This window comes from Virgibacillus sp. FSP13 (assembly GCF_054048505.1).
In genome coordinates this window covers 258030-272153 of sequence record NZ_JBSVKG010000002.1, presented here as the reverse complement: position 1 = coordinate 272153, position 14124 = coordinate 258030, and the positions used below count along the sequence as shown (strand labels likewise).

Below are 14124 nucleotides of genomic sequence, written 5' to 3'. Positions count from 1 at the left end.
TTACATTATCTGAACCGCTTAAAATATGATATGATCGGATACAAATGGAAAGGATGCGGATAGATGATATATTTGCTTTTTTTAGTTATCCTGTTACTATTGGTTTTCATTATGTATATGGTTTATCAAGCACATCATGATACAATCAATTATCAAACGATTCATGACACTTCACTACCAATCGGGTTTGACAACTACCGGATCTTTTTCATATCAGATATTCATCGACGAATAATCCGTGACGATACACTACAATCCATAACAGAAAAAATGGATATTGTGATTATCGGTGGAGATCTTACGGAAAAGGGTGTCCCACTTGAGCGAACAAGAACCAATATAAAAAAATTAAAACGCTGGAATGCACCGATTTATTTTGTATGGGGAAATAATGATTATGAGGCAGATCCTCCGGCTATTGCTAAACTGTTATCAGAAGAAGGCGTAATCATTTTGGCGAACACTCACACTGACATAACAGCCGAAAATGGGGATATGCTGAGCATTTTAGGCTTGGATTGCAGTTACTATCGTGAAGCGCGAATGGACCTTGCGATGGAACATGCAAACGGTGATTTCTACATATTAGCAACTCATGCACCACGCACGTTTTATGACTTAGAAGCAGAAGAACAGCAGAAAGCCAACCTCGTATTAGCTGGACATACCCATGGAGGGCAAATTCGCATAGCTGGATTTGGGCCGTATCAGAGGGGCGGTTTACAGAAACATCATCATTCTAATGTGATCGTTAGTGAAGGTTATGGCTATACCAGATTGCCATTTCGCTTAGGTACAAACGCTGAATGTCACGTACTAACTTTGAAAAAACAGACAAAATGATCCTTTTCAAATAGTTCAACAATTGCTCCCTATGCATATAGTATAGTAAGAGCACAAAAATTTAGGATCTAAATTAGACTATATTGCTAAGTAAAGGAGGATGCTACATGCGTATTGAACGGGTATCCGATAGTCAATTTACCATATTCTTAACGTTTGATGATTTAGTTGAACGTGGTTTTACAAAAGATGATTTATGGGAAGATGTTACTGGGGTTAGAAATTTGTTTAGCGATATGATGTATGAAGCAAGTAGTGAATTAGGGTTTGAGTTAGAAGGAATGTTGCTTGTACAAGTTCATTTAATGCAGGCACAAGGCATGCATGTGGTTGTTACACAAAAAATAGAAAATATAAACTGGGATGAGGATTTTATTGAAATGAAAGTTACCTTGGATGAAAGCAAAGAGTTGATTTTTTCTTTTGATGAATTCGAGGATATTATACAAGTATCTTCTTACTTATTAGCACAGTCTATTACTGGTGGCCAAATTTATCATATGAATGAACGTTATTATATGCTACTGGAAGATGTCGATTTAAATAAAAACAATAGAGAGCATGTTATTGCAATCATGTCTGAGTTTTCATCACCAAGCATTATTACCTCAACAAGATTAATGGAATATGGCAAAGTTATCATGGAAACAAATGCAGTAAAGACAATTATTGACACGTTTTATTGATCCGGTTATGATTGGCCTGGTGTGTTTAGGAGAAATAAATATGCGATCAAGATTATACGTAGCTGTCACTTCATTTCCTGAAAAAGTAAAGGCGGAAAAGTATAAAAAATAGTCATTTACACCACGCAAAAACTTCTTTAAACAGGGTGCAGGGAAATCGCTTTCATTAACTGTTAAAATAAATAGATAAAATGGCTTTATTTTATTGCATATTTACGATGAAGGTGTATACTAATCTCTGAGTACAGCTATTATATAAAATATTTATGGATATTCTAGGAGGTAAATTCATGGTAGCCGATAAAGCAGCAGATTCTACCAAAGAAAAAAGTAATCAAAAAATGGATGTATTAAGTTCAACACGTACTGTTGTAAAAAATGCGTTGGATAAATTGGGTTACCCTGATGAAGTATTTGAATTATTAAAAGACCCGATTCGCATGATGACTGTAAGAATCCCTGTCAGAATGGATGATGGTTCCATCAAAATTTTCACAGGTTATCGTGCTCAACATAACGATGCAGTCGGTCCAACTAAAGGTGGCGTTCGGTTCCATCCGGATGTAACTGAAACAGAAGTCAAAGCATTATCCATCTGGATGAGTTTGAAAGCTGGTATCGTTGATTTGCCTTACGGTGGAGGTAAAGGCGGAATTATTTGTGATCCACGTGAAATGTCATTCCGTGAATTGGAAGGCTTGAGTCGTGGGTATGTTCGTGCAATTAGTCAAATTGTTGGTCCAAACAAAGACATTCCTGCACCAGATGTATTTACAAATTCACAAATCATGGCATGGATGATGGATGAATACAGTCGTATTGATGAATTTAATAGTCCAGGATTTATTACTGGTAAACCGATCGTGCTTGGTGGTTCGCACGGGAGAGAATCTGCAACTGCAAAAGGTGTTACAATTGTTATTAATGAAGCAGCAAAGAAAAAAGGAATCGATGTAAAAGGGGCAAGGGTAGTTGTCCAAGGCTTCGGAAACGCTGGAAGCTTTTTATCTAAATTCTTACATGATGCAGGCGCTAAAGTAGTCGGTATTTCTGATGCTTATGGTGCGCTTCATGATCCAAATGGCCTTGATATTGATTATTTATTAGACAGAAGAGATAGCTTCGGTACCGTTACAAAACTATTCAACAATACGATAACAAATGAAGAATTACTTGAATTGGACTGTGACATTCTAGTACCCGCAGCAGTAGAAAATCAAATTACTGAACAAAATGCTAATAACATTAAAGCAAGTATTGTCGTTGAGGCTGCAAACGGTCCGACAACACTCGAAGCAACAAAAATATTAACGGAACGTGGTATCTTACTTGTTCCCGATGTACTTTCATCTGCAGGCGGTGTAACCGTTTCTTATTTCGAATGGGTGCAAAATAATCAAGGGTATTACTGGCCTGAAGAAGAAATTGAAGAAAAACTGCAAAACATTATGGTTAAATCGTTTAATGCGATTTATAATACCGCAGAAACAAGACGTGTTGATATGCGCTTAGCAGCATATATGATTGGTGTTCGTAAAATGGCCGAAGCCGCAAGATTCCGTGGCTGGGTTTAATCCTTGAAACAAAAAGACTGAATGCGGCAAGAGGTCTTAAATTCTCAAACTGAATAAATGACGGAAAAACTCTTATCATGTATAGTTAGATAAGAGTTTTTTTGTACTTATAAAGGAATTAGGCTAGAAGTTAAAAAAAGGAAGTGCGTACGATGCAGAAGGAAGATACGATTATTATCGGTGGGGGTCCATGTGGTCTATCATGTGCAATTGAACTGCAAAACCGTGGTATCACCCCATTAATTATTGAAAAAGAAAATGTAGTGAATACCATTTATCAGTTTCCAACCCACCAAACTTTTTTCAGTTCAAGTGATAGACTGGAAATAGGCGGGAACTTGTTCATTACAGAAAAACAAAAACCAGTTCGAGTTCAGGCCTTAACCTATTACCGTGCTGTTGCCGAACGGGAAAATATACGAATAAATGCGTTTGAAAAAGTCATTGATATTAAAAAATCAACAAGTGGCTTTGATGTAACAACAGAAAAAGATAATAAAGAGACTTGTTCCTATCAAGCAAATCACGTTATTATTGCAACTGGTTATTATGATCAGCCGAATGCAATGAATATCCCTGGTGAAAACCTTAACAAGGTCATGCATTATTTTAAAGAAGCACACCCGTATTTCAACAAGGATATAGTCGTGATCGGTGGGAAAAATTCTGCTGTTGACGCAACATTAGAGTTGCATAAGGCTGGAGCCCGTGTAACGGTTTTATATCGAGGTGGTACGTATTCAAAAAGTATAAAACCATGGATCTTACCAGAATTTGATTCGTTAGTCCGCAAAGACATCGTCCATATGGATTTTAATGCATGCATTACAGAGATTACAGAGGATGCTGTTTATTATATGGTAGATGGGGAAACGAAAAAAGTTGACAATGACTATGTATTTGCTATGACCGGTTATAAACCAGACCACCAACTTTTGAAAAGTAGTGGTATCACGGTAAATGAAACAAATGGAAAACCACAATTTAATCCTGACACGATGGAAACGAATATCCCAGGAATTTATGTAGCAGGTGTAGTAGCTGCTGGCTATAACAATAATGAAATTTTCATTGAAAATGGCAGGTTCCACGGTGAAATGATAGCTAATTCGATTATAAATAAACGATAATAGCACTAACAATAATAGGATGGACAGGTTGCTTATTGCAACCTGTTCATCCTATTTCATACAACGGTAATTCATTCATCAAATATGTCCGTTAATGTATGATGATCATGTTGCTGTTGCTCTAAAGCAATTAATAATTTAATGCGTGCTTTTGGTCCAGTAAGGCCATTGGCTAAGATAACACCCATTTCTTTTAATTGCTTGCCACCACCATCATAGCCATATGTTGGTTGGACAATACCTTGATAACACCTGGAAACAAGAATCACGGGGATTTGTTGCTTTATCAATGCTTGAATAGGTGCAATGGTGTCTTTAGGTAAATTTCCTTGGCCAAGCCCCTCTATAACAAGTCCATCTGGGTTTGTTTGCTGCACTGCTTCTAGTAGTTGCCCATCCATTCCGGCAAAGGCTTTTAGTAAAAATACATTTTTCGCCACGTTTTTAATTGGATACGTATGTCTAGCAATAATGGTATGATGAAAAATAATTGCATCCTTCGTTATAATTCCGATTGGGCCGTACTGTGGGCTTTGAAACGTTGCAACATTACTTGTCGATGTCTTTGTTACATTTGTTGCAGTATGGATCTCATCGTTCATGACGACAAGTACTCCTTTTTTCGCAGCAGCATCCTCCACCGCAACCCTCAATGAACTGATTAAGTTATACAGTGCATCAGAACCAATTTCATTACTGGAACGCATCGCACCAGTCAGAATAACAGGTTTATCTGTTTGAACAACAAGATCAAGAAAATAAGCGGTTTCTTCCAATGTGTCTGTACCATGTGTAACAACAATTCCGTCATATACAGCACTTTTTTGATCGATGATCGTTGCTAGTTCCAGCATATGTTTTGGTCTGATTTGTGGAGAAGGAAGTTTAAAGGCAATAATTTCATCTACATTGGCATAGGATTTGAAATGGTATGCTATGTTTGATAATGGATGTTTATTTGTTGTGGTGACTTCGCCTGTTTCTTTATTTTCCAGCATAGAGATGGTTCCACCTGTATGGATAATTAAAATATTTTTCAACTACATCACGTCCTCTGTCCGTTTGTTTAATGTAAACTTCCTAACCCACTGTTGAATTTGCTATTTTCATTCATGCTACTTAATGATACGATAAAACTATTATAATTGGAAAGAGGTCTTTCGTAATGTTTGCGATACTTTCCGCCGGTATAGCGCCTGCTTTTGCTTTAATGGCTTTCTTTTACTTAAAAGATCGTTTTACAGAACCTTTAGGATTAATCATGCGAATTTTCACTTATGGAGCGTTACTTGTTTTTCCGATTATGTTTTTACAATACGCGTTTCAGGCCGAGGGGATCGTGACAAATCCAGTCATCAATTCCTTTATTTTGAGTGGATTAATAGAAGAATTTTTCAAATGGTTTATTTTCATATATGTGATCTATCATCATACCGAGTTTGATGCCCATTATGATGGAATCGTTTACGCTGTTGCCATAAGTCTTGGTTTTGCAACGGTTGAAAACTTATTATATTTGCTGACAAATGGGATTGGTTACGCTTTTACCAGAGCTTTGTTTCCTGTTTCTTCTCATGCCTTATTCGCTGTCAGTATGGGATATTACTTTGGTAAAGCAAAATTAAATCAGCAGCACCGCAAACGAAATATTATGTTCGCCTTAGTTGTCCCATTTCTACTACATGGTACGTATAACTATATTTTAAAGATGATTACAAGTGATTGGTTATTTTTATTGATTCCATTTATGATTGTGTTATGGATATATAGTTTGCGTAAGGTTAAGATAGCAAATCAACTACCAACAAAAAAAACTCTTATACAAGATAAACAACGTGCATAGAATTCCTCTGCAATCATACTTGCGGAGGATTTTTTATGTCCTCGAGCATAAGCTATTTTATATACATGAATAAAAAGGACATTTAATCAAAAAATAGATATCAATAATGGAAGAGTAGGAGGAAGAAGTATGACCTTTAAAAAAATGTCCCTTTTATTTATTATTATATGTTTTTTCACAATCGGCCTGCAAACATCCCAGAACCCTAATGTTGTACATGCTTTTAGTAATCAAGTTATTCAGCATGGGGCGTCCGGTGAAGATGTAATTGAATTGCAGGCAAGGTTGCAATATCTGGGATTTTACAATGGAAATATTGACGGTGTGTTTGGCTGGGGGACATATTGGGCATTACGGAATTTTCAATATGAGTTTGGAATGGATATTGATGGATTAGCAGGGGAAACAACGAAACAAAAACTGGTAAAGGCAAGTGAGTACGATAAACAATATGTACATGAACAAATTAATAAAGGAAATGACTTTACCAATTATGGTGGAGTGGACAAAGAGAAGCAAACAAAACCAAAAGCAAAACCGAAACCGAATCAGTCAGCAAATCAACCTAATACCAATGCAAATCAGACATCAACGACTGCAGTAAATGTACCACAAGGGTATTCGCAAAATGATATTAAATTATTGGCTAATGCCGTACACGGGGAATCGCGCGGGGAGCCATACATCGGTCAAGTTGCGGTCGCTGCCGTTATATTAAATCGAGTAGAAAGTCCAACTTTTCCTGATACCGTCTCAGGTGTAATTTTTGAACCGAGGGCATTTACAGCAGTTGCTGATGGCCAAATCTGGTTAACACCAAATGAAACAGCTAAACAAGCCGTTCTTGATGCTCTTAATGGTTGGGATCCTACAGGCAATGCGTTGTATTATTTTAATCCAAATACCGCAACATCAGCTTGGATTTGGTCACGACCACAAATTAAAAAAATCGGCAAGCATATATTTTGTAAATAGGAAGGTGTGATAGAATTGTTTCGATGGATTATAATTACTGTACTAACGATCGGGCTTATTGGTGTTGCGTTTTGGGGATACCAGGAACATCAGGAGAAAAACGCCGTACTGATTCAGGCTGAAAACACGTATCAACGATCATTTCATGAACTTTCTTACCATATGGATTTATTAAATGACAAAATTGGTACGGCACTGGCAATGAATTCTCGAGATACATTATCACCTCAATTGGTAGAAATTTGGCGAATTACGTCAGATGCGTTATCCGATGTCGGCCAATTACCACTCTCGTTGCTGCCATTTAATAAGACAGAAGAATTTTTATCGAATATCGGGGATTTCACCTATAAAACTGCTGTTCGGGATCTAGGAAAAGAACCGCTATCTGATGAAGAAACAAAGACATTAGAATCATTATATAAACAATCAGGCGACATCACGAAAGAATTACGCCAAGTCCAGCATGTTGTTCTTGATAATAATTTGCGCTGGATGGATGTTGAACTTGCCTTGGCATCCGATGAAGCGCAATCAGATAACACAATTATTGATGGTTTGAAAACGGTTGAGAAAAAAGTAGAAGGTTTTCCAGAAAGTAATGTAAATGCAACATCATCAGAGGAACATAACTTCAAATTTTTATCAGGCGAAAAAATAAACCAAAAGGAAGCCTTGAAGCAAAGTAAAGATTTATTTAATGTGAACAATACAGACAACCTTACCATAACAAAAAGTGGAAAAGGTGCGGACGTCCCTTTATACAGTGTTTCTTATCAAGATGGAGATAAAAATGGGTATATGGACATAGCTCAGAAAGGCGGGAAACCAATTTCACTTATTGTTGACCGTCCCATCGGTGAGAAAAAAATCAGTTTACATGAAGGATTGAACAAGGCAGAGAAGTATTTACAAAAATATGATTTCGATAATATGAAGATTTTCCAAAGTAATCAATTTGATAATATCGGTGTCTATTCGTTCCTTTATAATGATGATGGTGTACGGATTTATTCGGATTCAATTGAGGTAAAAGTAGGGCTTGATAAAGGTGATGTACTAGGCTTTACAGCAAGAAACTATTACATGAATCACGCTGATAGGGATATCCCTGAACCGAAAATATCGGAGGAAGAAGCGAAGAAAAAAGTAAATCCAGACGTAAAGATTAACGAAGAACATTTAGCGGTTATTGATAATGATATTGGTGAAGAGGTTTTAACATACGAATTTCTAGGTGTTCTCGGCAATGACACGTATCGTATCTTTGTTAATGCAATGAATGGGACGGAAGAAAAGGTGGAGAAATTAGGCGGTACAGAATTAAAATTTGCAGGAAACTTTTAGAGGTTGTTCAAAAAGTCACCAACTGATAAGCGGCGAATCTCTTCGTTGGCGGCAAAGGAACTTCTACTAAACCCGCCCACGTCAATAGCCGACGCAGAAGTCAGCACGTCCTGTGCAAGTCCGGTCCTCATGTAGATTTTGCCTACATTCCGGTCCTTAAGACTACGCCGTGTCGACGTTGGCTATTGACGTGACGTACTTAGTCGACCTTGCTTCTAATTTGGCAACTTTTTGAGCACGTACTTATAGGGATTGGCAAACGCCTTTCCCTTTTTTACTTAAGGATAGCATAAAGCTTTATTTGTTGCTAGGCAGATCGAATCACGGGCGCTTGCACTTTTAATCGCTTTTCTGTGATAATAGGTATATCATATTATAAACATCGATAATTTGGGGGATAAAAGTATGAATATAGGAACAGTACTCATCTTGGAAACGAAAGAACCTATTACAAATAAAACTCGAAAACTCCGATGTAAAGTAATTGAGAAAAATGAGCATTACATTTTTATTGATTATCCCATTGATGAACAAACAAAAAAATCAACCTTTTTACCTAAAAAAACACCTTTCACCGTAACATATATCGGTAGTGATCAATCGGTTTATTCCTTCCGTTCTGAAATTGTGGATAAGGTGAAATTAAATATCCCGGGACTAATAATCAATACACCAGAACCCGATAAAATCAAGCGTATTCAACGAAGAGAGTACGTCCGAATAGATGTTGCGGTTGATGTATCGATTCACAGCACAGAAGATTCTTTTGAAGCCTTTTCAACTGTTACTGCTGATATTAGTGGTGGAGGATTATCCATCATTTTACCCAGGGGGACTACTATAACAGAGCAGGAAGATGTGGATGTATGGTTTGTATTACCTATGCAAACCGGTGACTATCAATACTTATATGCACAATCCGAGGTGATTCGCGTCATTACTGCCGATAATTCAGTGCGAACAGTATCATTGAAATTCACATCTATCTCTACACAAGACCGACAGCAAATTATCCGTTTTTGTTTTGAAAAACAACGAGAAGCTAGAAATAAAGAACTAACTTAAGAAAATCACTACTTGAAAGAAACTAGGAACAACTTCCGCTATTGTTTTTGATATGTTATTATTTTTATATTACGTTTTACCATGAAATTTGGTTGTTCCAAATTTTTTAGCTATTAGTAATGGAGAATGAGAGGAATGAACAGCACCAATGGATAATAAGGCAATTCGAATCGCAATTGACGGACCGGCTGCTGCAGGAAAAAGTACGGTAGCAAAAATCGTTGCTAGTGAACTATCATCAATTTATATCGATACGGGTGCAATGTACCGCGCGTTAACCCTTAAAGCATTGAATAAAAAAATTCAACTAGATGATGAAAGTCGTCTCACTGATTTATTAATACATACAGATATCGAACTTGTACAAGGGGAAAACGGACAACGAGTGTTAGTTGATGGGGAGGATGTTACATTGGAAATTCGCTCGCTACAAGTTACAAATAATGTTTCCCATGTGGCAAAACATCCTAGTATTCGCAAGGACATGGTCAAAAGACAACAAACACTTGCAGCTAAACATGGTGTTGTCATGGACGGCCGGGACATTGGTACACACGTCTTACCGGATGCAGAAGTGAAAATATTTCTACATGCAACAGTTGAAGAACGCGCAAAACGCCGATACGCGGAAAACAGTAAAAAAGGATTTACGTCAGATTTGGCAGAATTAAAAAAAGAGATAGAACAACGGGATCAAATTGATTCCGAACGGGCAGCAGCACCCTTAGTAAAAGCTGACGATGCAATCGAAATCGATACAACCTCATTAACAATTTCAGACGTTGCAAATCGCATTTTACAAGAAGCTGCCAAAGTAAAGGGCAAGTAAGTACATTCAAGAACTAAAAAGAGTTTTTAGATTGTAGCCCAAATAGTTACGAATAGAAGCTTTACAGAAACCGATCATGAAACTACTTTACTTGACAAATAATTATAACTATTAGAAGTTATAAAAAAGAATATTTTTTTGTTTTGTTGTTTGTATCTTAAGGAGGGTTATGTGATGAGTGAGATTAATCATGAATTAACAGAAATTGCAATTGGGGATGTTGTGACTGGAACGGTTGTGAAAGTAGAAGATAAACAAGTGCTAGTTGACATCGGATATAAAACAGAAGGGATCGTTCCAATTAGTGAATTATCCAATCTTCACGTTGAAACTACGGCAGAAGTAGTTAACGTAGGTAATAAACTAACATTAAAAGTAAAAAAAGTGGAAGATGATGAAATTGTTTTATCAAAACGAGCAATTGACGCTGATGAAGCATGGAATTCACTTGAAGAGAAATATCAAAATGGTGATATTTTCGAAACAGAAGTAAAAGAAATTGTAAAAGGTGGACTAGTAGTTGATGTAGGACTAAGAGGATTTATTCCAGCATCACTCGTTGAAACATTTTACGTAGAAGATTTTTCTGATTATCTGAACAAACGCTTAACGGTTAAAATTGCTGACTTGGATCGAGAGCAAAATCGTGTAATATTGTCACATCGTGCTGTCGAAGAGGAAGAATTAGCCGCACAAAAACAACGATTATTACAATCATTAGAAGAAGGACAAGTATTAGAAGGTACTGTTCAACGCATTACTGGCTTCGGTGTCTTTGTAGATCTTGGTGGCATTGACGGACTTGTGCATATTTCGCAGCTTTCCCATGAACATGTTGAAAAAGCTTCGGATGTCGTTTCAGAAGGCCAAACGATAAAAGTTGAAGTATTGGCAGTGGATCGTGATAATGAACGCATTTCTCTTTCCCATAAAAAAACACTTCCTGGACCATGGGAAAATATTGAAGATCGTGTTGCTAAAGGTGATGTCCTTGAGGGAACAGTTAAACGTCTTGTAAACTTTGGTGCTTTCGTCGAAGTGTTACCAGGTGTAGAGGGATTGGTTCATATTTCTCAAATAGCTAATCGCCACATTGGGACACCACAGGAAGTATTAGAAGAAGGGCAAACCGTTCAAGTAAAAGTGTTGGACGTTAATGAGGACGAAGAACGTATCTCATTAAGTATTAAAGAACTAGAACAGCAACAAGCAGAAGCTGACTACAAACAATACGAAAAAGATGACGATCAATCTAGTTTTCAGCTTGGTGATATGATTGGTGATAAGCTTAATAAATATAAATAAATGGCAAAAGCGGTTCTCTAATTAGGAGAACCGCTTTTTTTAGCTATTATCTAAAGGATTGTTGTTTTACGCATTAGATATAAAATGCGACGTTATCTGAGATGATGATTGGTGTTCTTCCACCGCTACGGATATACACTTCGCTTTTTTTACCTTTTCGACTACCATGTGTAATGGGATATAAATACGAATAAGATAGGTGATTGGAGCGGAGGGCAGTCGACTCCTGCGGGAACAGCACGTGTCTGAAGACCCCGCAGGAAGTGGTCTTCTTCCGAGGAGGCTGAAGCCGTGCCCGCGGAAAGCGACTGCCCGCAGCGGAAATCACGTTGCTGTTACGTCGCATTTTATATCAAATACGAAATGATTAAGCAGCAAACATTACGAAAACAGCCTTTGTTTAAAAATGTTCATTGTTAGCTATAATGCTAATGGTGGTGAGTATATTGACTGATGGAATGTTATTTTTATGGTTTGCTTGGTTACTATGGATAGTCGTTACCTTTTTGATGAAAAAAGGGAAAAGGCGCACGTATTTTGCTTGTTTTCTATTGCTGTTAATCGCTTGTTCCAACGTGACACTTGAAATTGGTGGCTATTTTATCCAATTATCGTTTATTGTTCTTATAGTCGGGTTACTTTTTTTTCATGCGATTGCCAGGTCATTCTATTTACTGTTTGCTTCGTTTACGATATGTTTAGGGTACACTGCTATCCTCTTTTGGGAACAGATTACGCCTATTTGGATTTTTTTACCTCGATCTCTCTTGATTCCTATCGCGATTGTTGTACTAACGATTATCATTACAAAACAATTTGAGTCTAGATTGGCAATTGGTCTCATTGGCCTAACGTGTGGCGAAATGTATCATAGTTTTATATTATCTAGTTATGCCATACAAGAGGGTATTGGTGATAAACAGTATTTTGATATGCTATTAACATTCGTCTTATTTGTGACGCTTCTTGAAGTAATACAGCAGGGAAAAATGGCAATCTATGCACTCTCACAAGACTTCAAGCAATCAATAAGGAAACAAAAGGGACTAACACAGCAGACTAAAAACGGCTAGCAAGGCAGAAGGGCATAGTTGAGATAGGAAAAACATTGTGATAAACACGTTCTTTTGCTAGAATTAATAAAAGTTATATCGGATAATATTTATTTTAGCCGAAAAAAGAGAAAGAGTAGAAAGGATGTTCCTTTTTATGAGGAAATCTGTAGTTGCAATTGTCGGGAGACCAAATGTAGGTAAGTCGACTATTTTTAATCGTTTAGTTGGAGAGAGAATATCAATAGTGGAAGATATCCCTGGCGTGACGAGGGATCGAATTTATGCTCAGAGTGAATGGTTAACATCAACATTCAATGTCATTGATACTGGTGGAATTGAAATTGGAGACGAACCATTATTAGTAAAAATGCGAGAACAGGCTGAAGTGGCCGTTGATGAGGCGGATGTTATCATCTTTTTAGTAAACGGAAGAGAAGGGATAACAGCAGCTGATGAGGAAGTAGCTAAATTATTATACAAATCAAATAAGCCTGTCGTTCTTGCTGTCAATAAAATAGACAATCCGGAAATGCGCGAAAAAATTTATGAGTTTTATTCGCTAGGTTTCGGGGAACCATATCCAATTTCCGGTTCTCATGGTCTTGGCCTTGGTGATCTACTAGATGCAGTGGTAGATCTCTTTCCAGAACAGGAATCGAATGATGTAGAAGAAGACACTATCTATTTCAGTTTGATTGGCAGACCAAATGTTGGAAAATCATCATTGGTTAATGCCATTTTGAATGAAGAACGGGTGATTGTAAGTGAAATAGAGGGAACAACAAGAGAGGCAATTGATACCCATTTACATAAAGATGATCAGGATTATGTCATCATCGACACCGCTGGAATGCGTAAACGGGGAAAGGTGTACGAAACAACAGAAAAATATAGTGTATTACGTGCACTAAAGGCAATTGAACGCTCAGACGTTGTGCTCGTTTTAATTGATGCGGAAACAGGAATTCGTGAGCAGGATAAAAAAATTGCCGGATATGCACATGAGGCAGGACGAGCTGTCATCATTGTTGTGAACAAATGGGATGCCGTTGAGACCAATGAGAAAACAATGAAAGAATTTGAAACGAAACTACGCGCTCATTTTCAATTTCTGGATTATGCACCAATTGTCTTTTTATCAGCAAAAACCAAAAAACGATTACACACGTTAACACCTGCAATTAACCTGGCAAGTGAAAATCATGCGAAACGGGTACCGACAAATGTTTTGAATGACGTGATTATGGATGCATTAGCAATGAATCCAACACCAACTGTTAAAGGAAGACGGCTAAAAGTATTGTACGCAACACAAGTCGCAAGTAAGCCACCGAGTTTTGTTGTCTTTGTAAATGACCCGGATTTAATGCATTTCTCGTATAAACGTTTCCTGGAAAACAAAATTAGGGATGCATTTGGTTTCGTTGGTACACCAATCAAGATATTTGCAAGAAAACGGCAGTAAGGAGGAG

The 14124-nt window shown here is 37.3% G+C and carries 13 protein-coding genes; 12 read left to right on the top strand and 1 reads right to left on the bottom strand.

What is annotated here, in order from left to right:
• Positions 1–63: 63 nt before the first annotated feature.
• The 4 genes from ACW2QC_RS03255 to ACW2QC_RS03240 all read left to right on the top strand — a co-directional run bounded on the left by ACW2QC_RS03255 (position 64) and on the right by ACW2QC_RS03240 (position 4233).
• Positions 64–843 carry a metallophosphoesterase gene (locus ACW2QC_RS03255; RefSeq protein WP_457542539.1) on the top strand — a complete coding sequence of 260 codons (780 nt, stop codon included), beginning with the start codon at positions 64–66 and terminating at the stop codon, positions 841–843.
• Positions 844–950: 107 nt separating this feature from the next.
• Positions 951–1529 (top strand): genetic competence negative regulator, encoded by a 579-nt coding sequence (locus ACW2QC_RS03250; RefSeq protein WP_457542538.1) that lies wholly within the window; start codon positions 951–953, stop codon positions 1527–1529.
• 290 nt (positions 1530–1819) lie between these two features.
• A complete protein-coding gene (locus tag ACW2QC_RS03245; protein ID WP_457542537.1) occupies positions 1820–3103 on the top strand; it encodes a Glu/Leu/Phe/Val family dehydrogenase in 1284 nt (427 codons plus the stop codon).
• A 152-nt stretch (positions 3104–3255) separates the two neighbouring features.
• Positions 3256–4233, top strand: a complete 978-nt coding sequence (locus ACW2QC_RS03240) for a YpdA family putative bacillithiol disulfide reductase (protein ID WP_457542536.1) — start codon at positions 3256–3258, stop codon at positions 4231–4233.
• A gap of 71 nt (positions 4234–4304) precedes the next feature.
• On the opposite strand, the gene ACW2QC_RS03235 is transcribed toward ACW2QC_RS03240, so the two are convergent.
• Positions 4305–5273 carry an asparaginase gene (locus tag ACW2QC_RS03235; RefSeq protein ID WP_457542535.1) on the bottom strand — a complete coding sequence of 323 codons (969 nt, stop codon included), beginning with the start codon at positions 5271–5273 and terminating at the stop codon, positions 4305–4307.
• A 125-nt stretch (positions 5274–5398) separates the two neighbouring features.
• Here ACW2QC_RS03235 and prsW point away from each other — a divergent pair, with 125 nt between their 5' ends.
• The 8 genes from prsW to der all read left to right on the top strand — a co-directional run bounded on the left by prsW (position 5399) and on the right by der (position 14117).
• Positions 5399–6076 (top strand): glutamic-type intramembrane protease PrsW, encoded by a 678-nt coding sequence (prsW, locus tag ACW2QC_RS03230; protein ID WP_457542534.1) that lies wholly within the window; start codon positions 5399–5401, stop codon positions 6074–6076.
• A 129-nt stretch (positions 6077–6205) separates the two neighbouring features.
• On the top strand, positions 6206–7051 hold the full coding sequence (gene sleB / locus ACW2QC_RS03225) for a spore cortex-lytic enzyme (RefSeq protein WP_457542533.1): 846 nt from the start codon (positions 6206–6208) through the stop codon (positions 7049–7051).
• 15 nt (positions 7052–7066) lie between these two features.
• Positions 7067–8398, top strand: coding sequence for a germination protein YpeB (gene ypeB, locus ACW2QC_RS03220; RefSeq protein WP_457542532.1), 1332 nt, complete (start codon positions 7067–7069; stop codon positions 8396–8398).
• 405 nt (positions 8399–8803) lie between these two features.
• Positions 8804–9463: a flagellar brake protein gene (locus tag ACW2QC_RS03215; protein ID WP_457542531.1), complete on the top strand. Its 660-nt coding sequence runs from the start codon at positions 8804–8806 to the stop codon at positions 9461–9463.
• Positions 9464–9611: 148 nt separating this feature from the next.
• On the top strand, positions 9612–10292 hold the full coding sequence (cmk, locus tag ACW2QC_RS03210) for a (d)CMP kinase (RefSeq protein WP_457542530.1): 681 nt from the start codon (positions 9612–9614) through the stop codon (positions 10290–10292).
• Between the two features lie 174 nt (positions 10293–10466).
• The gene (rpsA, locus tag ACW2QC_RS03205) at positions 10467–11597 is read left to right on the top strand and encodes a 30S ribosomal protein S1 (protein WP_457542529.1); all 1131 of its coding nucleotides are present in this window, start codon (positions 10467–10469) and stop codon (positions 11595–11597) included.
• A 446-nt stretch (positions 11598–12043) separates the two neighbouring features.
• Complete coding sequence (locus ACW2QC_RS03200; RefSeq protein ID WP_457542528.1) at positions 12044–12670, top strand: YphA family membrane protein; 627 nt, start codon at positions 12044–12046, stop codon at positions 12668–12670.
• A 136-nt stretch (positions 12671–12806) separates the two neighbouring features.
• The gene (der, locus tag ACW2QC_RS03195) at positions 12807–14117 is read left to right on the top strand and encodes a ribosome biogenesis GTPase Der (RefSeq protein WP_457542527.1); all 1311 of its coding nucleotides are present in this window, start codon (positions 12807–12809) and stop codon (positions 14115–14117) included.
• Positions 14118–14124 lie beyond the last annotated feature (7 nt).